The organism is Sphingobacterium suaedae (assembly GCF_042684625.1).
GTDB classification, from domain to species: Bacteria; Bacteroidota; Bacteroidia; order Sphingobacteriales; family Sphingobacteriaceae; genus Sphingobacterium; species Sphingobacterium suaedae.
The window spans coordinates 52,376-76,229 of record NZ_JBHULR010000007.1 but is presented as its reverse complement, the minus strand read 5'-3'; the positions used below and the strand labels follow the sequence as shown (position 1 = coordinate 76,229).

Sequence of the window (23,854 nt, the reverse complement as noted above, 5' to 3'; positions counted from 1 at the left end):
CCGATACTAAATGAAGAACCTAAAAAATATATGGATTATCGTTGTGGTGCTGCTGCTTGCACCTGCATGCAGGGCGCAACTGCAACGGATTTCGCTCAACAGTACGGGATCCCTAATAAACTGGTCAGTAGAACCCGTGACAGAGCATTCCCCTTCGGGTAATGAGATATCTCTGCCGCACTACCGATCGCAACAGGTCATAAAGGCCGTCGTACCGGGTGTAGTATTCACCTCGTATGTCGAGGCGGGAAAAGTCCCGGATCCCGACTATGCAGACAATATCCACCGCGTTGATGAAACGTTTTTTAACAGGCCGTTCTGGTACCGGGGAACCTTTAAGACCCCGGAGGGCCTCAAGTCGGGACAAAAAGTGTGGCTGCAGTTCGATAATACGAACCGCTATGCCGATTTTTATCTGAACGGTGTAAAGATTTCCGGAACACCAACCTCCAGTAGGGATGTAAGCGGACATATGCTCAGGAGCAAATATGAGATAAGTGGGCTGCTTCGCCCGCATGGAGATAATGTGGTTGCCGTACTGATCACTGATGCGGATCAGAAGAAAACCAGAGACGCCAAGGACCAGTTCGGTGTGACGGCCAGTCCCACTTATCTGTCTGCGGCAAGCTGGGATTGGATGCCCTATGTGCCTGGCCGGCTGGCGGGTATTACCGGCAATGTGTCACTGGCGGTTACCGGAGAGGTCACCATGGAAGATCCATGGGTGCGTTCGGAATTGGAGTCCAACGATATTGCTTACCTGAATGTCTCTTGCGATTTTCGTAATAGTGCGCGGCAACCCAAAGATGTTGTATTTTCCGGCGTTATCCAGCCCGGAAACATCAGGTTTTCCCAGACCGTGCGTGTGCCCGCCGGGGAAACAGCTAAGGCTGTCCTGGACCGTAAGCAGGTGCAGGAACTTATCATCAAGCAGCCACGACTGTGGTGGCCGAACGGGTATGGTGATCCCAACCTCTACACGTGTACCTTGCGTGCTGAGGTTGACGGAGAGCTATCCGACGAGCGGGAAATATCATTTGGCATACGGAAATACGAATACCAATACGCCCGCAACAGCGCCGGATGGCCGGTCTTGCAGTTTTTTATCAATGGGCAGCGCATATTTGTGAAGGGAGGTAATTGGGGCATCAGCGAATATCTCTTGCGTAGTCGCCCAGAAGATTACCATTCCAAGATAAAACTGCACAAAGATATGAATTATAACATGATCCGACTGTGGACGGGTTCGGTAACCGATGATGCTTTTTATGACTATTGTGATCGCTATGGGATCATGGTATGGGATGATTTCTGGCTTTACGTGGCTTACAACGATGTGGCTAGCGACGCAGATTTTAAAGCCAATGCGCTGGACAAGGTCAAACGGCTGCGCAACCATGCAAGTATAGCGCTATGGTGTGGCGCTAATGAGACGCATCCCAAGGCCGAACTGGACAGCTACCTGCGTTCCCTAATTGCCTTGGAAGACCGTAACGACCGCATGTATAAATCGAGTTCAAATCAGGATGGCCTCTCGGGGAGTGGATGGTGGGGCAACCAGCCCCCAAGACACCATTTTGAGACCTCAGCGAGCAATCTGGCGTGGAATGATCCCCCCTATCCATATGGTATCGACCGCGGCTACGGGCTGCGGACCGAAATAGGTATGGCTACATTTCCCAACTACGAAAGCGTGCAGCTGTTCATCCCGGCCGCCTCACAATGGCCGCTTCCCACGGACGAGCAGCTGGAGAACGATAATGACAACCTGTATAATAAACATTATTTCGGAAAAGAAGCCTCCAATGCCAGTCCCGTAAATTATAAACGAGCAGTGAACAGGCAGTTTGGCGAATCTGCCGATTTGGAGACATTCTGTGAGAAGGCTCAATACCTCAATATCGAGGTGATGAAGGGTATGTACGAAGCATGGAACGATAAGATGTGGGAGGATGCCTCGGGACTCCTTTTATGGATGAGCCAGCCTGCCTATCCATCCTTCGTATGGCAGACCTATGACTACTACCATGATGCAACCGGTGCATACTGGGGAGCAAAATACGCCTGCGAGCCTCGGCATATACAGTGGAATGCAGCCACGGGCAGTGTTAAGGTGATTAATGCAACTTCGAATGCCCTTCGGGGAGCTAGGGCGATCGCCAGGATATTCAATATGGAGGGCAAGGAACTGACTAGGTATGCTCAGCGGACGGTAGTACATACGGCGGCGAGCGATAAGGTCGAGGCATTCCGGTTGAATTTTAATCCGTACAATTTGGCCTTAGGAAAGCCAGTCTATGCGTCTACACAACTCGGCGAGCGCCGGGCCTCCCTGGCTACCGATGGAGCCGAAGGAACGCGCTGGGAAAGCGAACATGCTGACAACCAGTGGATATCCATTGATCTGGGTGCCGCGCAACCACTTTACACCTTGGTTATTAAATGGGAAGAGGCTTACGCAGAATCCTACGGCGTGCAGCTGTCACCAGATGGGAAGCGCTGGTATTCCGCGGCTGATGTACAACAAGGAAAAGGTAAGACCGAAGAGATAAATCTAGGTGGGGCGCGGGCACGATACGTTAAACTGCTGGCTAAAAAGCGCGGGTCAGATTTTGGATTTTCCATTCATGAATTAGAAGTGTATGGCCATCAGCGTCGCGATGCAGAACTGACGCACCTGCATTTCATCAAACTGGAGCTACGCGACAGCCTGGGAACTTCGCTATCGGAAAACTTTTACTGGCGAAACGGAGAGCACGAACTCGACTACACAGGGCTAAATGATCTTCCGGCCGCCCAACTGGAATTCTCCGTGGTAGAAAATGGGACACACGCACTGCAGATACGTGTGCAAAATAAGGGGAAAAGCGTGGCCTTTGGCAACCGCCTGCGCCTAGTCGACCATATCACGAAAAAACGTCTACTGCCCGTTCAGTTTACAGACAACTACTTTACCCTGATGCCCGGCCAGCACAAAACCATCGATATCCGATCCATGGGCATAGAGCGATGGGACAGGGTCGACATACTGTGGAAACAGTACGGCCAGAAAGAGCAAAACGTATTGAAGGACATAACGATAAAACACGAATGATGAAGAGAACAATTATTGGATGCATACTTATGCAGGTGCTTTGCATAGCCTTGGGCTACGGCCAGGAACGTGATCTGGTGAAGTACGTCAATACCTTGCAGGGAACCGACTCGGAGTGGTCACTGTCTTACGGAAATACGTATCCTACCGTTGGTCTGCCCTTCGCTGTACATTTTTTTTCTGCGCAGACCGGTAAGAACGGGGACGGCTGGAAGTATACCTACAAAGCTGAAACCATCCGCGGATTCCAACAGGTCCACCAATGCAGTCCGTGGATGGGGGATTATGCGGTATTCTCCCTAATGCCGGCCATGGGCAGGCTTACCGTAGGAGAAGAAGAGCGGGCGCTCCCCTTCTCCCACGATAAAGAAATAGCAAAGCCACATTATTATTCGGTGAAGTTCGACAACGGCATATTGGCCGAGGTGAGCCCTGTGGAGCGTGGCGCACATATGCGCTTTTCCTTTAATGGACCGGAAAAGGCATATCTGATCCTCGATGGTTTCTTAAAAGAAAGCCGTGTGGAAATCATTCCCCACGAACGTAAGATCGTGGGCTATGTGAACAACGGGAGGTTTGTACCGGAAAATTTCAAAAACTACTTTGAAATGGTATTTGATCAGGACTTCACAAGCTATGGCACCTGGGAGAACAAAGGAAACACCATTGCCGCTGGAAGCACCGAACGTCAGGGGGAGGGAGCGGGAGCATACCTGGAGTTCAAGGCCGGATCCCGCGTTCAGGTGAAAATTGCTTCTTCCTATATCAGTGCCGCACAGGCCTCGCTCAATATGGAACGCGAGCTCGGCGCCAGCAAAAACCTGGAGGCTACCAAGGCCAAGGCTTTTCATATCTGGAATTCCCTGTTGAACCGCATTTCTGTGGAAGGTGGTACCGAATCACAAATGGCAACCTTTTACTCATGCATGTTCCGCGCGAATTTGTTCTCACGAAAATTTTACGAACTGGACCAGCAGAACAACCCATATTATTTCAGCCCTTACGATGGTAAGGTGCATGCGGGGTATATGTATACGGATAACGGATTTTGGGATACCTTTCGTGCCCAGTTTCCGTTGAGCAATATCTTACATCCTCAGATGCAGGGACGCTATATGCAGTCTTTAATCGATGCCCAGCGGCAGGCGGGTTTCTTTCCTACCTGGTCTAATCCAGGGATGTCAGGTGTGATGATCGGCAATCATGCGATCTCCTTGCTAGCTGATGCCTGGGCAAAAGGGATACGTAGCTTCCATGCAGACAGCGCACTGAGGGCCTACTATCACGAGGCAACAAATAAAGGTTTCTGGGGCGGATCTAATGGCAGGGAAGGATGGAAAGACTATTTTACTAAGGGATATATCCCGTATGGTCAGATACATGAAAGTACGGCAAAGACACTCGAGTATGCCTACGATGATTTCTGCGCATATCAGCTAGCCAAGATGAGCGGGAATACATTTTATGAACATATTTTCGCGCGCCAGATGTTCAACTATGTACATGTTTTTGATACCGAATCAGGGTTTATGCGCGGACGTCTGGCTAATGGCCAGTGGCGTGAAGCATTCGATCCGGTGGAATGGGGCGGTCCCTTTACCGAAGCGAATGCCTGGCAGTATACCTGGTCGGTAATGCACGACATAAACGGACTGATAAACCTATTGGGAGGGGAACAGCGCTTTAACGCGAAGCTGGACTCTTTCTTTACGATGGAGCCCCGCATTAACTATGGCAGCTACAAACAGGAGATCCACGAGATGCGGGAGATGCTGTTGGCGAAGATGGGGCAGTACGCCCATGGTAATCAGCCCACCCAGCACGTACCGTACCTCTATAACTTCAGCGGCCAGCCCTGGAAAGCACAGCAGAGGGCGAGGATAGTCATGGATCAGCTCTATAACGCTACGGAGAAAGGATACCCGGGTGATGAGGATCAGGGGCAGATGTCTTCGTGGTACGTGCTCAGCGCACTGGGAATTTACAGCGTCTGTCCGGGGACGGATCAATACGTCTTTGGTAGCCCGGCATTCCAAAGGGCAGAGCTAAAGCTGGCGAACGGTAAGAAATTTATCGTCGTGGCCAAGAACAACAACGAGCGCAATGTGTATATCCAGTCCGCTAAGTTGAACGGTGTGCCGTACGATAAAAATTACATACGCTATCAGGATATCATGAACGGGGGCACGCTCGAGTTTGTTATGGGCGAGATGCCAAACAAACAAAGGGGAATAGGCAGAGCGTCAAGACCATTCTCATTAAGTGAGCTACCCTGATAAAGCCGTCGCCCGGCTGGCGCTAAACAAAGTGGAGGTGGACAAGTACTATACTTTATAGATCAAATTATGAAAAAGGGTTATTTAACTTATCTGATACTCGGAGTGCTCATAGTAGTATCATGCGAGAAACAAGGGTTCCTGGATTCTACGCAATCTACGGACCTGAATGAAAAGGTGGTGTTTTCCGACAGTGCCTACACCATTAATTTCCTTTCGGGGATATATGCTGATATCGGTTTTGCCACCTGGCCCAAGCGCTTTGGTGGAGGGGGGCTCGATGCGAGCACCGACGAGGCCGAAGGTGCCGGGCTGGGCACGATCAATACGTTTATCCAATTTGCTACAGGAACGGTAAACTCCAATATGATTACTAAAGATGTTTGGTCTACAAGCTATACCAATATCCGAAGGGCCAATATCATGCTGAGGAATATCCCATCAGCCCGTTTTGCAGATGGAATTAAAATTCGCGTGAAGGCCGAAACACGCTTTCTGAGAGCATACTACTATTTTATACTGCTGGAACATTACGGCGGGGTGCCGCTAATGGGCGACAGTGTTTATCGCGCCGATGACGCTATCCCGTCCTCACGCAGCAGCTTTAGTGAATGCGTAGAATACATCGTCTCCGAGTGCGAGGCGGCGGCAGAGGATCTACCTTGGTCCCATAACGGAGAAAATTATGGTCGGATTAACAAGGCGGCGTGCTACGGATTGAAATCCCGTCTTCTGCTTTACGCTGCCAGCCCCCTATTTAACGGCGGAGCAGTAGCTACCCAGGAACCACTGCGCAGCATAACGGGGTATCCGGATGCAGACAGGGGACGCTGGCAACGGGCCGAGCAGGCAGCAGCTGAGCTTATCGAATCGGGTATGTACGGACTGCACCTCAATAATGCTACAGAGCCTGGATACGGGTTCTATGAGGTATTCCAGCTGCGAAAAAATAAGGAGTACCTTCTGGCCCGGATGCAAGCTGCCAACCGTGACTTGGAGGGGGTTTGGAATCCGCCGACTTTCGGCGTCAGCAACCCCGGAGCCTACCCATACCTAGAGACGGTAAACGCTTTTGGGATGAAAAATGGCCTGCCGATCGATGATCCGGCATCAGGCTACAAACCGTCACAGCCGTACCTGAACCGCGATCCAAGACTAGCCAATACGATTACGCGCGACCAGTCTATGGTATTCCATAGGGATGGCCTAGCAAAGCGCCCGGTTAACATATATATCGATAAAACAAATCCAAACAACATCAGCTCAGGGCAGGACGCTATATACAAGGGTACGCCGACCGGATACTATGTCTACAAGATGGTCAACCGAGACGTCGCTGCCGACTGGTTTAACACACAAACACCACGTTGTATGCCCATTATACGCTATGCCGAGATCCTGCTCAATTTCGCCGAGGCAAGAAACGAAAGCCTGTCCTCTCCCGATGAAAAGGTTTACCAGGCGGTACAGGCGATACGTGAGCGCGCAGGGCTGGATCCCTTTACGTTACCGGCGGGTTTGTCCCAGGACCAGATGCGTGATATCATCAGGAGCGAACGGCAGAAAGAACTGGCTTTTGAAGGCCACAGGTTTTTTGACGTGCGCCGCTGGAAGATTGCAGAAACAGCCGAAAACCGACAGCTTCACGGCACCGAGCCCGTACGTGTATCGGGAATAACGACCTACAATACCATTAATGTACGAAAACGGGTATTCGACAAACGTATGTACCTATGGCCTATCCCGCAATCAGAAGTTGCGAAATCGACAGAGATGTTACAAAATTTTGGTTACTAAAAGAATCCAGGAAATGAAGATCAAACAATTATTGCCCCTAGCCGCCCTAGCCTCCTATCTATTTATTGCCGGCTGTGATGACCAGTTGTCCAATGTGGTGGATCAGGAACCTATTAAAGATATTTCAGGGATATGGAGCGTGGTTCAGCTCACACGGAATGGTGAGGACCTCACCAGCAGATTGGACCTCAAGGACTTCAGCATAAACTTTAAGGAGGACGGAACATTTGCGGTACAAGACGCTCTGCCCTTCGTGCTGCAAGGATCGGGAACATACAAGTTAAGCGACCCTCAATACCCTTTCAGTTTATTGATGGATGCCGGCAATGGAGGAGAGGTCGCTGTACAGTTCCAATTCCCTGTGGTAGAGGGGCGGCGTCAGTTAAGCCTTTCTTTCAGTCTTGGATGTTCAGGCAATACGTACCAATATAATTTTGAAAGACAGAACTAAAATTATGAAGACACCATTTCAACATTTACTTTACCTCTATATCCTGCTGGGCCTTTCGCTCACCCTGTTCCTGGTGCATTGCGGCCTAAAGTCGCTAACGGTAACCGTTCCCGCGGAAGCTGTGGCGGGCCAGCGCGCGACCTTCACCATGCATAGCGGCGCCGAGCCGCGGATCGAAGGATCGGGAACATACACCACACAGCTGCTGGCAGGTATCATGGTGCCCAAGAGCTGGAATGCCAGACAGAATGCTGTACTTACCTATACCAGTCCTAAGGGTAATGGCACCTTACGCCTGATTCCCGATAGTGAGGTGGAGCCGGTATCGGGGCTGAACTGGCATCAAGCAGCAAAAAAAATGTTCGGCATTGGCCCCAATTTGGTAGACGACTTTGAGTGGATCATCTACCGCAGTACACAGTCTTACACATTTGTCAATAATGAAGACATTGATTTCAACGTTAAAGTCGAGTGCAACGTCGGGTCTGAAAATATGCTACTTCGACTGGGTTTCTATGTAGGTTCATCCATCGAAAACCTACGCCCAGAAGATACGGATTACAAAAAATTTACCTTCTCGGATGATTTTCAGGTGATTGGGGGAGAAGGAGATCTGATCGATTTTGTTAATCCCCAGCTCGGGACGGTACAGCCGGTAAAAAGTCTCGACAATGATATTATAACATTGAACTTCAACGCGGGGGTGGTCAGCACCGTGTTAGACAATGAGAACGAGGTTTACCTGCGGGTACGTGCGCTGGACGCGCAGGACAAGGTGCTGGGAGAGATCAATCAAGCGACTGCAAAAAGCAAGCTCTCAGCCATTGGAGGGAAGAGATTCCTGATCGATATCTGGCCCCGGGGGTTCTTCAGCATCGATGGAGGCGCAGAGATCGCACGTTTGGAATATTTTTTTACGGACGCTAGCGGAACCAAGGTTGTAGGGTACGGGAACACCGATCAGCCTTTTAAATATAGCTTTCGTTGTAAGTAAGTTTACCACCCAACAGATTACTAACCATAATTTATCTGAATATGTTAAGTCATTATATAAAAATAGGTGCCGTAGGCGGATTGCTGCTTTTTAGCGTTGGTTACCCGCTCCGGGCGGGCGCATTTTCCCACGTTGAAGTTAATCTCGTTAAGCAGGTCACCATACAGGTTCTCGATCAATTTGGCAAACCCCTTTCCGGAGCGAAAATATACACACAGGACAATAGGTTGCTGGGAGAGACCGACGCCCAGGGAAGCGCGTTGATCCAGATTGTTGTGGGGTCGGACATTATTATCCGGCATGCTGGTTATTATCCTAAGACACTCAGGGCCGAGCCTGGAGCGAAAACCGCCATGGTCAGCAGCTATTTGGCCGCGGACGAAAGAATAAAGGTGCTATATGAGGAAAAACTGGAGCAAGAACTGCTCGGGTCGGTATCCACTGTATACAATAATCAAGTAAAGAATACACCGACACCGCTCTACTTGAACGCGTTGACAGGAAGGCTTCCGGGATTTTATACACAGGAAATCAGTGGATTTCGCTCACCGCGCTCCACAGCCATCACGTCAAATGATTTGGCTGGATCCCTTCCCAGTGACGCTACCAAATACAGCTCAAGCTTAAGCGATAACAGTGAGATTTTTTTTCAACTCAGGGGTCAGCAGCCTGTCACCATTATCGACGGAGTACAACGTGAGATCTATTCGATAGACCCGGAAAGTATTGAATCGATTACCATAGCCAAAGATGCCCTCTCTTCATTGCTATTGGGCCAGCGCAGCTCAAGGGGCGTATTGCAGATCACTACGAAAAAGGGCGAAGTGGGACCTCCGCGGATCTCTTTTACGGCACAAACTGGAATGCAACGGGCGCTAAGGCGTCCCGAGCCCCTGAATGCCCATCAATATGCATATCTGTACAATGAAGCCCTACTGAACAGCGGTCGCCAACCGGTGTACTCCAATGAAGATTTCAACCGATACAGGGACGGAAGTTCGCCGCTGCTATTCCCGGATGTTAATTGGTATGACGCTGTGCTCAATAATAGCAGCCCGATCACAAAATACAACCTGGGAGTGAGCGGCGGTATACGGAACGCACGCTATGCGCTTTCCTTAAGTTATCTGAGGCAGAGCGGTATGTTCCAGTCTTCCGATGAATTTGACTATGACACTAACCTGGACCAGCGTCGTTACTTGATAAACAGTTCCATCGATGTGGATGTCACAAAGGATTTCACTATTGGCCTGCAGCTCTTCGGACGCATCCAGGACGGTAGGCAGCCCGGTGCGGGGATATCTAACATCTTGACTACCCTACACAATACGCCAAATAATGCTTACCCCATTTTTAATGATGATGGCTCCTATGGCGGATCGTCAGTTTTCAGGACAAACCTCTATCAACAGGTGACCGGATCGGGATACCTTACGGATAATACCAGGGATATATTGGCAAATCTCGATTTTGATTACAAGTTCGATCAATGGTTGCCAGGACTGTACGCAAAAGGAAAAGTCAACGTATCGGCTACCTCCTCAAGTTTTATTAACAGGAGCCGTTTACAGCCGGTATTCGACGTTCGTTACAACGATCAAGGTGAATTGATTTATATTCGCTATGGTGATATTGCTGACCAGCCCAATTCGTTCTCCACCACCTCAACGGCAAATTTCTTTTATTTCCAAGGTGCCCTGGGTTACCAGAGAGAGATAGAAAGTGGACACAAGATCGGCGCAAAAATTTTCATGGACCAGCAGACAGCCAATTACCAGTTTGACCTTCCTACAGTGCATACCAATTTCGCGGCAACAGGTAGTTATGCGTTTAGACAGAAATACTTTGCTGAGCTGGCAGTGAACTATTCGGGTTTCAACCGCTTTCAGCCGGGCCGCAAGTACGGCACATTTTATGCGTTGGGCCTAGGCTATGATCTGGTCCGCGAATCCTTTCTTTCCGGGCAGGCAGACTGGCTAGATCAGCTAAAAATCAGGGCGACCTATGGCAAGACCGGCAATACAAATGAAGGCGCGTTAGGATACTATAGCTGGCGTTCATCGTATGGACAGAACGGAGCGAATGGCTACGACTTTGGTTCAGAATATTCTTACGTCAATAGTTTAGTAGAAAAGGCGCTAGCCAACGTTGGGGCCACCTGGGAAAAGGGACGTAAGTTCAACGTGGGGCTTGACGCTTCGATAAGGAAAGGCATGTTTCGTCTCACCGCGGAATATTATCGGGATCGATATTACGATCTTCTCCAGCAGCGGGGATCGACAATCGAACTGATAGGTATCGCTTATCCGAACGAAAATATTGGCGAAAATCTGTACGAGGGACAGGAGCTAAGTTTGACCTACCAGCATCATTTGGGTAAGTTTAACTATTTCCTGACAGCAAATGCCTCACGTATGCGCAGTGAAGTACTGTATATGAACGAGGTTTTCCAAAAATATTCGTGGAATCGACGTACCGGCATGCCCGTGGGCCAGACTTTCGGCTATATGGCCGATGGTCTGATCCAAACGCAGGAGCAAGCCGATGCTGCGCCACTATTGGGTGGCAATCCGGTGCATCCGGGAGATGTAAAACTCATCGACCTCAATGAGGATGGAGTGATAAACATATATGACCAAACAGCCATCGGCAATACCAAACCGTTGGTGTATTACGGAGCTACCTTGGGCTTCAATGTCGGGGGATTTGATTTCAGTGTGCTCTTACAGGGCGTGGCAAACAGAAGCTACCAAAAGACGGAATACTCTTTCGGCAGTAACGGCGAAAGTCAGGGGTTCAGCTATATGATGGGGCGGTGGACGCCAGAGACAGCAAGCACAGCGACATACCCACGCCTTACGATCGGCTCTGATCCTACCAACACGCCGTTTCTCAACAACTCCAGCTACTGGACGCGCTCGGGAGAATATTTGAGAGTACGGAACGTGGACTTGGGCTATACATTTCCTTTCCGCTTAAGCCGGCGCATTAACATTGCCGCATTGCGGATCTTCGCTAACGCGCAGAACCTGTTCACCATCACACCTTACGACCGGCTCGATCCAGAGATCACCAGTGAAACCTCCTATCCAGCGCAGCGTACAGTTGTTCTGGGCGTAAACATCAAACTATAACCTTTACACAGACACAGACATGAAATATATCAATATAAAGTGGATATCGCTGATTGCATTGATAGTAAGTACATTATCTTCCTGTGAAAGCGATCTGGAGATCGTTCCAATAGAACTGCAAGTGTTGGAGCAGGTGTTTGACACCAAGGATTCTGCAGGCGTAAACGCTAATAGATTTTTAACCGACTGCTATCGCCATCTGCCGGAGACAGGCAATCGGGTAGGTGGAGACTTTTTGGACGCGGCTACCGATGACGCTGTGTCTTCCAACCCGACAAATACTTCGGTACAACAGCTGGCCATGGGAACATTTAATGCGGACAGCTACCCTGACAACCTTTGGACAACCTGTTATCAAGGGATACGCAAAACTAATATTTTCATCCAGAATATTGACCGCGTACCGTTGAAGGGACAATTGGCCAATGGTACGCCGCTTAGGAGGGTGTGGAAGGCTGAGGCCCGATTCTTACGAGCCCTATTTTATTTCGAGCTGGTAAAAAGACATGGTGGCGTCCCCATTCTTGGTGATAAGGTATACCGGTTAGAGGATGATATCGAACTGCCGCGAAGCAGCTACGCAGCATGTGTAGAGTACATTGTTCAGCAATGCGATGCTATTACCGATAGCCTGCGAATGGATCCCTTCGACCTGCCAAACTACGGAAGGCCGACCAAAGCTGCAGCGCTTGCCTTAAAATCCCGAATATTGTTGTATGCTGCAAGCCCCCTTTTTAACGGAGGGAATATAGCGGGGCAGAACCCACTTACAGGATATCCCAACTTCTTAGCGGAGCGCTGGCAGCATGCCGAGGAGGCCGCTAAACAGGTCATGGATCTAAAGTTATTCCGTCTGGAGCCTGAATTCAAAAGCATTTTTATAACCAGAAACAGCGAGAGGATCTTTTCTAAACAGGGAGGGAACAACACGAGCCTCGAAAATAATAACGGTCCGGTCGGTTACACATCAGGAATAAACAATGGAAGGACCAGTCCGTCTCAAGAGCTCGTCGATGCTTTTGGAATGGCAAACGGAAGGGAAATTACGGATCCCGCTTCTGGGTATGACCCGAACGATCCCTATACGAACCGTGACACCCGTTTTTATGCCACTATCTTCTATAATGGAGCGACCTGGCTGAGTCGCGCAGTACAGACCTTCGAGGGAGGAGCCGACAAGCCAGGAGGGACGCGGCAGCAGACAAAAACCAGTTATTACCTGCGCAAGTTCATGGGGAATTTCGAGTCCGCAGTAAACTACAGCAGCGTAAACCATGATCATATCCTGTTTCGCTATGCGGAAATCGTGCTGAACTATGCAGAGGCCAGAAACGAGCGTTTGCAGGTGCCGGATGCTTTGGTCTATCAGGCAGTGGAAAACATCAGGCGACGGGCGGGTCTTATGCCTTTTGAATTGCCCAAAGGGCTTACCAAAGTGCAAATGCGGGACGCCATTCATAAAGAAAGGCGCAAAGAACTTGCTTTTGAAGAACATCGGTTTTATGACGTGCGTAGATGGAAAATAGCAGAGGAAATTTTTAATAAAGAGCTTCATGCAGCGGTGATCTACCAGACTGGGACAGGAACAATTCGACAGAGCATACCCATACTGAAAATGAACTTTCAAAAAAGGATGTATCTGGCACCTATTCCGTTTTACGAGGTTATAAAAAACCCGAAAATGGAACAAAACCCGGAATGGTAACAAATCAATTAACCAAAGAAGTGATTCTGATGAAAAAAGGTATTTATATCTTATTAACAATGGTCGTTATGCCGTTGTTAATCTTCGCACAGTCCAACATAACAGGGATTGTCAAAAATAGCGCAGGCCCTTTAGCTGGGGTTACCGTTGCCGAGAAGGGGGGAGGCTCTGTGCAATCTGACCGCAACGGTCGGTTCAGTCTTCCGCTCACAGCCACACGCGAGTTGGTGTTCACCAGTGTGGGATACGCAACTCAGCAAAGAAACGTGCAGGGGGTACAACAGATTGAGGTTATCCTACAGTCCACTAGCCAAGATATCAACGAGGTGGTCGTGGTAGGATTCGGGACGGCAAAAAAACTGACCAACACGGGAGCTGTTAGCTCCATCAAAGGAGCTGACATCCGTAACATACCGACCTCAAGCGTACAAAATGCCCTGACGGGGCGATTACCGGGCTTTGTTTCTGTGCAGCGTTCCGGACAGCCGGGTCGCGACGCCTCTGATTTTTACATTCGCGGGGTAAGCTCCCTGAATCCTGACGGCAATCAGCCGCTCATCATCGTGGATGACATAGAGTATACTTACGAGCAACTCTCGCAGATCAATGTCAACGAGATTGAAAGTATTTCAATCCTCAAAGATGCATCGACGACAGCAGTGTTTGGTATCAAAGGTGCCAACGGCGTGCTCGTAGTAAAAACCAGGAGGGGAGAATCGGGAAAGCCGCGGATCAACGTGCGTACGGAAGCCGGGATGCAGAGTCCTGTAACTAGGCTGAAGTTCTTAAACGCTTATCAAAGTGCGCAGTTATGGAATGAGGCCATATCAAATACAGAAGGAGATAATAGCAATCAACCTTTTGACGAGCAGGCATTGGAGCACTTCCGTCTTGGAGATGACCCCTACGGTCATCCGGATATCAACTGGTACGAACGGATCTTTAAGCCCGTAAGTTTTCAGTACAATACCAACGTTGATATTTCCGGAGGAAGTGAGAGCATTAAGTATTTTATCTCCGGAGGTGCCTTATCCCAAGATGGCAATTTGTACAGTTTTGCAAATGAAGGGGACCAGATCAATAACAATTACTACTATCGACGGTATAACCTCCGTTCAAACCTGGACGTTCAAGCTACAAAAAGCCTGAAGCTACGCCTCGATTTCCGCACGAACTTTAATAGAATAAATTCACCGCGTGCCGGAAATATCGTTGGCGAAGTGTTTGATTTTAGGAAGATACGACCTTGGTCTGCGCCATTTCTCAATCCGGACGGTTCATATACCTATGCTAGCGACACGCAAGATTTGCTGCCGACAGTCAATGCGAGACTGGCCACCGCAGGGTATAATTTAGATCGGCGGAACGACATCAATATTCTTTTCGGAGGGACCCAGCAGTTGGACGCGCTAACCAAAGGCCTGTCTTTTTCGGCACGGATTGCCTATGCCAGCGTGGAATCCAACGGAAGGGAACAAGCCCGGGATGAGATCCCCGTCTACCGCTACTATCCATATACGGATGCTTACCAGCTAAAAGGAGGTTCCCCATACGTACTAGGAAATTACACGTTACGGGCTTATCAGGGCGATTACAATAACCGGATGAACTTTCAAGCGAATTTTAATTACGACAGATCTTTTGGAGAACACCGTATCAATTCCCTGCTTTTGTATAACAGGGAGTCTTATAAAACAAAAGGGGATAAAAAGACAAACTGGATTCCGCAGAACTTTCAGGGCTTCACTTGGCGGACCGGGTACAACTACCAGGAGAAGTATATCTTGGACCTGACACTGGCTTATAATGGTTCGGACCGTTTTCAATCCGATAAACGTTATGGATTCTTCCCCGCCGTCTCGGCGGGATACAACCTGGCACAGGAGGACTTTTTTAAAGAGAACTTTACCTTCGTTGATCTGTTTAAGATTCGCGGCTCATATGGCGTGGTAGGATCCGATAAGGTGGCAGGTGATCGGTACCTCTTCCAGCAGGTTTACGATCAGGGCTTGGGATACTCCTTTGGGGAGACACACCAGCCTTCAGGCAGTATCATCGAGGGAAATTTGGGTAATCCCAACGTAACCTGGGAGAAGCAGCGGTCTTTTGATATCGGGTTGGAAATGAACTTGCTGAAGAATAAATTTTCCATGGTGTTAGATTACTTCAACAATATTCGTTACGACCAGTTGGTGACATCGCAGTCTTTACCCATCCATATCGGCGTAGGGGTTTCACCTTCTAATATCGCACGCGTGCGGAACCGTGGGGTGGAATTTGAACTGAACTACAATGACCATATCGGTGAGTTCAATTACAATGTAAAGGGGGTACTTACCTACTTCAAAAATAAAATCTTGTTCCAGGATGAACCGATGCCAGCTTATCCCTGGTTACGACTTACAGGGCATCAGATCAACCAGCCGATAGGGTATCAGTTTGACGGTTTTTACACCGCGGAAAATATTGATCTGAGTCCTAAACCTACCGGTGGCTATCAAGTGCAACCTGGTGATCTACGTTATAAAGATCTGAACGGAGACGGTATCATTGATGACTTCGATAGGACAACTATCGGAAGGCCGAATATTCCTAATACTAGCTTTGGACTTACCCTGGGAGGTAGTTATAAAGGTTTTAGCTTTAACGTCTTGCTACAGGGGACTACCGGCTATAGCTTTAGCGTGTTTGGAAGTGGTATTGAACCATTCCAGAGCCAGTTTCAGCCGATTCATCAAGAGCGATGGACAGAGCAGACTGCAGCAACTGCTAAATTTCCACGTCTTACTACCAATCCGACAACGATCAGTAGCCCATCCTCATATATGTCCGATTTTTGGCTGATTGATGCCACATATCTGCGCCTAAAAACGGTGGAATTAGGTTATCAGTTGCCAGATCGTTGGCTCCCCTTTAGAATTAACAATGCCCGGGCATATCTGAGCGGGTATAACCTATTGACGTGGACGAATTATTCACTATACCAGCAGGATCCTGAGGTAACCTCCAACACGGCGGGTGACGCCTATCAGAATCAACGGGTGGTCAACCTGGGTATACAGATCGGTTTTTAGTTTTTATCGAATGACAGCATCTGAGTTTTTTTAGGTGCTGTACCTTTTTTTTAGTATGTTTCCTACTTTATCATCGTTAATCAATTATGTGTTCGGGACAAATTTCAACTGGCCGGTTCCTACATTTGGTTTTTTTGTCAGCTTAGCTTTTGTCCTTTCTTACTTAACGTTCCGTGCGGAATTTAAAAGGAAGCAAGAGTCGGGAGTGTTTATCGCATTCAGAGGTGAAGTAAAATGGGGGACAACGGAGAAGTCTTTGTTATTGCTGGGATACGGTTTATTTGGATTTCTAGTCGGTTATAAGGGCATAGGTGCCTTACTGAATCGAGAATCCTTTTATCGCAACCCTCTTGGTTTTATATTTTCTGCCGATGGAAACTGGACAGCGGGATTAACACTTGCAATTGTATGTGCTATGACCTTCTGCCTTGTGTACAGAAAGATATTATTTTCCTCAAGCACCATCCAAAGCAAGGACGTTCAGCCGACTCGCGTCCTTCCAGTTATGCTTCTATGGGCAGGGATATCCGGATTTGTTGGTTCTAAGGTCTTTAATCTCTTGGAAAACGGCGACCTTCATCATTCGCACGGTTTTTTAGAAATTTTGAATTTTAGTGGTCTGACATTTTTTGGAGGCCTTATTTTTGGAGGTGTAAGTTACTTTTACATTGGCATGCGTAAGGGGATGGGATGGCGACATCTTGCAGATGTCGGATCTTTAGGTATGTTAGTAGCCTATGGTGTGGGGCGTATGGGGTGTCATCTCTCTGGTGACGGGGACTGGGGAATAGTCAATGCTGTGGAAAAACCGTTACGCTGGATCCCGGATTGGTTGTGGTCCTTTCGCTTTCCACATAACGTTCTGGGTCAGGGTGATTACATTCCCGAGTGCTCCGGAAAATATTGTTACATACTGCCTCAGGGTGTATTTCCAACATCTTTATATGAATCCATAATAATACTAGCTGTTTTCGTTGTGCTTTGGTTAGTCAAAAGCAAAATACGCATTCCTGGTTTACTGTTTGTCCTTTACCTGTTTGTGACCGGAACCGAAAGATTTCTTATAGAATTTATACGGCTAAATTACAGGTTTGATGTATTCGGGATCTCCGTTTCCGAAGCGCAGTTGATCGGAGCGTTCATGATTTTGAGTTCTTTTTTACTGGGGGTATATCTTCTCAGGAAGATGAAAGAAAGGAACCGAGCAGACGAAATTCACGTTAGTGTTTAAACGCGGATCCAGTATTTTCTTTACAAAAGTGGTTTGTCACGAGATCGGAAAACTAGATCGTTTACATACGACCCAACAGGCAGCACACCTGCCCGGACGACTGCCAAAACAGGCAGACAGTAAACAATTCGGATATGAAATTAGATCAGAAGCCGGAGGGGGAAATCAAATTTGGTACCCTAGTGATAATAATATTTCATCTCATGAGTTGTTGGCTCCGATTGAGGTAGCAAAAAGAAAATTGATTGGATGCCATAGGGCTGACATTGAAAAGCCTTATACGGTGCAATGGCGTTCATCCCGCATCACCAATAATACAGAAAAGCTTCAGAAATACGGCCGACATCAAAGAGCAGCTACCAACGGATACCGTCGTGATTTTCCCGTCTTTAGGCTGAACGAAATATCCCCAGTTCTGGGTTCCGGACAACTTGTCGCGCGATTAGTATTGGGACAAATTAGTGCCACTATACTTAGTATGATGACAAGATTAATTTTCTATTCGAAAGGAAAATTCGGGCGAGGGGGGGGGAAATAGCAAAATTATGTACTATATTTGGTTGTTGGCGTTTCGGTGACTAAACCAGCCAGCGAAGCTAATCGATAGATGATAAACGATTTAAACCTATCCGAATATGAGATTCTTCTTCGGCTACAGGCAGGAAATGAAGATGCGTTTCGTATACTCTACGAGCGTTATAGTCGACTTATATATGGTAACATCATGCGCTTTATTAATGATGAGTCTGTTGTAGACGATTTGTTGCAAGATGTATTCGTGAAAGTATGGGAACATCGTGCCTCTATTGATCCAAATTTGTCATTTGCCGCTTACTTATTTACCTGTTCAAGGAACACGGTCTTCAATTTTAAAAGAAGACTGAAATTAGAGATTGAATCCGCCATACATCTGACTTATGACAATTCTGGTTTTGTAGAGTCCGTAGATAGCGCGCTCCACAAAAAAGAGATCCGAAACCTGATAGAAAATGTCATCAGTAAGCTTCCACTGCAAAGACAACGGATTTTTAGGATGTGTAAATTAGATGGAAAAAGTTATCAGGAGGTTGCGGAGGAACTTCAGATTTCGGTTTCTACTGTCCGGGATCATATAGTGAAAGCTAACAAGTTTATTAAAGATGTATTAATATACGAAGGAAGTTTTCCTTCATTACTGCTTCCTTTCTTTTATCTAGGTATTTCTTAAAAAAATAATAGATAGAGCAGACCTTTTTCCACAGGTAGGTGTATTTACTAAAAAGAGACCGAAAGTGGACCATTATAAATCTAACATACGGGCGCTGTTACGGCGATACAAGGATGGCAAATGTTCGCGGGAAGAACTAGAGCGACTTTATGACGAATTATCCAACAACAACGACGATGTTGATAAGGCGATATGGGAAAGTTTGCTGCAGGAAGTTGAAACCGCCAAGCTGAGTGATCAAAAATTTGACGATCTCTATCAAAAGATATCGTCCAAAACGATAACCTCTAAGAAGCGACCGGTAAAACGACTGCTTCCATTTTGGGCCGCCGCTGCTGCAATCCTAACCATTGGCCTGTTCGCAATCTATCGCTATAGCGACAATTTTCACAAAACTACGACCGAGGCCGGGCGATACACAGAACTTATTGATGTTGCACCCGGCACTAATAAAGCCGTGCTTAAGACTGTTGATGGAAGTCTCGTCGTCCTGAACGAGGCACAGGACGGTATAATTATGGGAGAAGAAATTACCTACACAAACGGTGTAAAGGTGGCGGAATTCGCATCTAGTGACGATGTAAAAGAACAGTACGAGCTTTCTACGCCGAATGGAGGAACCTATCGCGTCACCTTGGATGATGGAAGCATCGTTTGGCTAAACGCTGCCTCTAAATTGATTTATCCGTCTAAGTTTAGTGAGCATGAAAGAAAAGTCATAATTGAAGGAGAGGCGTATTTTGAAATCCAAAAAGACGCTAAACGGCCATTCAGAGTTGCCAGCGGAGATCAGACAGTGGAAGTGCTCGGCACGACTTTTAACATCAGTGCGTACCCCGAGGATGATTTTGTACGTACGATCCTGGTCGAGGGAAAGGTAAGGGTCAATCATAAAGACAAGTCATCATCGACCGTATACTTAAGGCCAGGCCAGCAGTCCATTTTTAAAAATGGAGGCAAAATTTCGGTCACTGAGGGTAACATAATGGAGCAGGTAGCGTGGCGGGAGGGCCTGTTTTATTTTGATGAGACGGCATTAACGGATGCGATGCTCCAGATTAGTCGTTGGTACGATATAGAAATAAGGTACAAAGCTGATTTTTCACAAACTTATTTTTATGGACAGATTCCCAGAAGCAAGTCACTTAAAAATGTATTGAATATCCTGGAAGAGGGCAATGTGCGCTTCCGATTAACAAAAGAGAACGCGAAAAATGTGCTGACCGTATTATCCGCACAATAAGAGGGGTTTAAGTTTTGGTTGTCCATTTCATTAACGCCCATATATTCAAATATTCCAAAGGATAACTTAAAATTTCAACGGACATCAATGTGTCAATTTAACAGATGATAACATGGAAAAGAAAGCCAACTTGATATAGTAACATTGAAGAAGCAAAAAAAGGCAGTGCTGGGGGGCACTACCTAAAATTTTCATTGCTTTTATATACCGTCAAAAAGACGGCTAGTCGTTAACCATTATAAAAACAACACAAACATATGATTTTTTGTACATATGTTAAAGTCTTTTATTGGACTTTAACTCACCGAATATTAGTAATTATGAAGCTGGTAATTGTCTTCTTATTCATTGCCATATTGCAGGTTCATGCTGAGGGAACTGCGCAAACGATAAACCTAAAAGTAAAGAACTCAACGCTTACAGATGTCATGCGAAGTATTCAGAAACAAAGCGGATATGCTTTTTTCCTGAATGGAAAGGCGATAGCTACTGCGCGCGTGAGTGCTGAAATTAAAAATGAAACGCTCGAAGTCGCTATGAGCAGACTATTAGGGCCTTTAAACTTCGATTGGGCTATTAAGGATGGGACAATAGTGGTAAAACCCAGTCGTACGAAGTTGAGCAATATGCCATCTAAATCTGTCCCTTTGCAACGGCGTATAGCAGGACGGATAACCAATGGACAAGGTACACCGCTCGTGGGAGCAACGGTTACTGTCAAAGGCCAAACAACTACAACAACTTCCGATCGGGATGGGGCCTATCAGATAGAAGTACCCAATACCGCGGCCGTTCTCGTTTTCTCAAGTGTCGGATTTACCCCTTCTGAAAAATTAGTCGGCCAAGAATCTATTATCCACATAGTTTTAAAAGAGGCCGTCAGCGACCTTGAAGAAGTTATGGTCGTTGGATACGGTGTACAGAAAAAAGAAACGGCCACGGGTGCAATTGCTTCTATTAAAGGATCGACAATTGCTTCTTCACCGGCAACTAATGTGACCAACAACTTGCTGGGCAGGGTACCTGGATTGAGCGCAATTTCACCAAGTGGGGAACCCGGCCGGGATGGCGCGAATTTATTAGTCCGCGGATTGAATACGCTTGGTAATAACAGTCCGCTGATTGTTGTTAACGGCGTTCCCAATCGTAGCTTCGAACGCATTAATCCAAATGATATTGAAAGCATTACGGTATTAAAAGATGCTGCAGCTGCCATTTATGGTGCACAAGCCGCCAACGGAGCCATTATCGTCACCACAAAACGGGGAAATTCCGGGAAACCAAGAATAAACTTTGACCTGGGCATGGGCATGAATCAGCCAACTCGTATACCGAAAATGGCCGATGCAGTCCAGTACACAACTTTGCTGAATGAGCTGGAATATTATAAAAATCCTAATGGTGGATGGAACCAACGGTTTACCGAAGAGGATATCAGGTTGTTTGCAGATGGATCGGATCCATGGGGCCATCCCGACACAGACTGGTTCTCTGAAACACTTAAGCCGTGGTCAGCGCAACATCAAGCGAGTGTCACCCTATCAGGGGGATCAGAGAATGTACAGTACTTTATCTCAGCAGGTGAAAAATACCAGGATGCCTATTACAGAAAGAGCTCATCAGATTATCGCCAATATAATTTTCGGTCAAATGTTGATGCGAAAGTGAATAAGTATATCGATGTTGCATTTGACGTCGCCGGCCGTTTAGAGGATTACAACTTACCGACACGACCCACCGAAGATATTATCTGGTCAATGATTACCAGAGGCAAACCGAATATGCCAGCATACTGGCCGGATGGAAATCCTGGCCCTGATATCGAACGCGGTGACAACCCCGTTGTAATTGTCTCTGATGCACCCGGTTATGATAGAGTAGATAACTACGTTTTTGAAGGTAATTTTCGGGCAAACGTCCGTATACCTTGGGTAGAGGGACTTACATTGACGGCTAATGCTGCGTATGATCGTTCTTTTCGTTTACAAAAGGTATTTAATAAACCTTGGTATCTGTATACATGGGACGGAAACCCCGATCATGTAACGACCAGAGGAAAACGTGGTTTCGACTCTGCACAGTTGACTGAAAGCTATTCGGGAGGCGATAATTACTTGTTGAACACATTCGCTACTTATACCCGATCGTTCAATACGGAACACAATATCAAATTGATGGCGGGGATGGAAAGCCGTGGTGGAAGAGGGAAAAATTTTGGGGCATTTCGACGCAACTTTATTTCGGATGCCATTGAGGAACTTTTTGCCGGTGCAGAAGATCAATTTATGTCAAACTGGGGATCGGCGTCCCAAAATAAATACATGAGCTATTTCGGTCGTGCAAATTATGACTTCAGGAATAAATATCTGCTCGAATTTTTATGGAGGTACGACGGTTCCTATATGTTTCCTAAGGACAAGCGATTCGGTTTCTTTCCTGGTGTGTCTGTCGGGTGGCGGATCTCCGACGAAGCGTTTTGGAGCGACAACCTGTCCTTCATTAACAATCTAAAGTTAAGAACATCCTGGGGGCAAACAGGGAATGACCGGATCGCCGAATATCAGTATCTGGCTACATATGGATTCTCCGGCCGGAATTATGGTTTTGGTGTTCCAGCTATTGACAACAAGCTGCTGGAAGAAATGAAAATTCCCAATCCGAATGTAACCTGGGAAGTGGCAAATCAATTTAATGTTGGATTTGACGCGTATATGTTCGGAAATAAGTTCTTTTTGGAATTTGATTATTTCAACAATCTGCGTTCACAAATTTTGGTTACCCGCAACGCGTCCGTACCGGGGAGCACAGGGTTGGTTTTGCCGCCGGAAAATATCGGAAAGGTAAGGAATAAAGGATTCGAGTTTCAGATCGGGTATCAGGACACTAAAAGTGATTTCGACTATTCAATAGCTTTTAATGCTAGCTATTCCAAAAATAAGATTGTGTTTTGGGACGAAACCCCCGGAATACCCGATTACCAACAGTCTACAGGACGCCCGATGGGATCTTCGTTATATTACGAAGCCATTGGGATATTTAAGGATCAGGCGGAAATTGATGCCTATCCTCATCTACCCGGAGCTGCTCCTGGCGACATTATATTTAAGGACGTGAATGGCGACCAGGAAATAAACGGATTAGATAGAGTCATGAATACAAAATCAAGTATGCCTAGGTTGCTTGGTGGTGTGACTTTGAATTTCAGTTATAAGAACGCGATTGATATGAGCATTTTCTTCCAAGGGGCCGCCGGCGCTGTTCAGTATATCGACATGGTTGAATCTGGCGATTGGGGGAACTATTATCAGTTTTTTGCAGAAAATCATTGGACACCAGATCATACGGACGCGACATACCCCAGAGCGTATAACCGCTCTGAACCTTATTGGACAAATTCGGCGAATACATTTTGGTTAAAACCGACGGATTATATCCGTTTGAAAAATATCGAACTGGGATATAGCTTCTCGCAGAATTTGACGGAAAGAATCGGCATAGAAAGATTACGCATCTATGCGAATGCATTTAACTTATTTACGATAGATAAACTAAAGCATTTTGATCCGGAGGCAATTAAGACCGGTCGTTCCTACCCTGCGCAACGAATTATTAACATGGGGATTGGTTTAACTTTTTAAACGAAAATTA

General features: G+C 47.1%; 13 protein-coding genes. All 13 read left to right on the top strand.

Annotated features, from left to right (window positions below):
- Window positions 1-10: 10 nt before the first annotated feature.
- The 13 genes from ACFSR5_RS15105 to ACFSR5_RS15045 all read left to right on the top strand — a co-directional run bounded on the left by ACFSR5_RS15105 (window position 11) and on the right by ACFSR5_RS15045 (window position 23,844).
- The gene (locus ACFSR5_RS15105) at window positions 11-3,094 is read left to right on the top strand and encodes a galactose-binding domain-containing protein (protein ID WP_380905284.1); all 3,084 of its coding nucleotides are present in this window, start codon (window positions 11-13) and stop codon (window positions 3,092-3,094) included.
- On the top strand, window positions 3,091-5,370 hold the full coding sequence (locus ACFSR5_RS15100; protein ID WP_380905282.1) for a GH92 family glycosyl hydrolase: 2,280 nt from the start codon (window positions 3,091-3,093) through the stop codon (window positions 5,368-5,370). Before ACFSR5_RS15105 ends, ACFSR5_RS15100 begins: the two co-directional genes overlap by 4 nt.
- Before the next feature lie 69 nt (window positions 5,371-5,439).
- Window positions 5,440-7,167: a RagB/SusD family nutrient uptake outer membrane protein gene (locus ACFSR5_RS15095; RefSeq protein ID WP_380905280.1), complete on the top strand. Its 1,728-nt coding sequence runs from the start codon at window positions 5,440-5,442 to the stop codon at window positions 7,165-7,167.
- A gap of 13 nt (window positions 7,168-7,180) precedes the next feature.
- Entirely contained in the window at window positions 7,181-7,618 is a 438-nt protein-coding gene (locus ACFSR5_RS15090) for a DUF5004 domain-containing protein (RefSeq protein WP_380905278.1), read from the top strand.
- 4 nt (window positions 7,619-7,622) lie between these two features.
- The gene (locus ACFSR5_RS15085) at window positions 7,623-8,612 is read left to right on the top strand and encodes a DUF4961 domain-containing protein (protein WP_380905276.1); all 990 of its coding nucleotides are present in this window, start codon (window positions 7,623-7,625) and stop codon (window positions 8,610-8,612) included.
- Between the two features lie 41 nt (window positions 8,613-8,653).
- A complete protein-coding gene (locus ACFSR5_RS15080) occupies window positions 8,654-11,746 on the top strand; it encodes a SusC/RagA family TonB-linked outer membrane protein (RefSeq protein ID WP_380905274.1) in 3,093 nt (1,030 codons plus the stop codon).
- Between the two features lie 19 nt (window positions 11,747-11,765).
- Window positions 11,766-13,451, top strand: a complete 1,686-nt coding sequence (locus ACFSR5_RS15075) for a RagB/SusD family nutrient uptake outer membrane protein (RefSeq protein ID WP_380905272.1) — start codon at window positions 11,766-11,768, stop codon at window positions 13,449-13,451.
- Window positions 13,445-16,525, top strand: coding sequence for a SusC/RagA family TonB-linked outer membrane protein (locus ACFSR5_RS15070; protein ID WP_380905270.1), 3,081 nt, complete (start codon window positions 13,445-13,447; stop codon window positions 16,523-16,525). Before ACFSR5_RS15075 ends, ACFSR5_RS15070 begins: the two co-directional genes overlap by 7 nt.
- Before the next feature lie 55 nt (window positions 16,526-16,580).
- Window positions 16,581-17,756, top strand: a complete 1,176-nt coding sequence (locus ACFSR5_RS15065) for a prolipoprotein diacylglyceryl transferase (RefSeq protein WP_380905268.1) — start codon at window positions 16,581-16,583, stop codon at window positions 17,754-17,756.
- Window positions 17,749-18,294 carry a hypothetical protein gene (locus tag ACFSR5_RS15060; RefSeq protein ID WP_380905266.1) on the top strand — a complete coding sequence of 182 codons (546 nt, stop codon included), beginning with the start codon at window positions 17,749-17,751 and terminating at the stop codon, window positions 18,292-18,294. Before ACFSR5_RS15065 ends, ACFSR5_RS15060 begins: the two co-directional genes overlap by 8 nt.
- A 69-nt stretch (window positions 18,295-18,363) precedes the next feature.
- A complete protein-coding gene (locus tag ACFSR5_RS15055) occupies window positions 18,364-18,963 on the top strand; it encodes an RNA polymerase sigma factor (RefSeq protein WP_380905264.1) in 600 nt (199 codons plus the stop codon).
- A 64-nt stretch (window positions 18,964-19,027) separates the two neighbouring features.
- Entirely contained in the window at window positions 19,028-20,206 is a 1,179-nt protein-coding gene (locus ACFSR5_RS15050; RefSeq protein WP_380905262.1) for a FecR family protein, read from the top strand.
- Window positions 20,207-20,526: 320 nt separating this feature from the next.
- A complete protein-coding gene (locus ACFSR5_RS15045) occupies window positions 20,527-23,844 on the top strand; it encodes a SusC/RagA family TonB-linked outer membrane protein (RefSeq protein WP_380905260.1) in 3,318 nt (1,105 codons plus the stop codon).
- The last annotated feature ends 10 nt before the right edge of the window (window positions 23,845-23,854 follow it).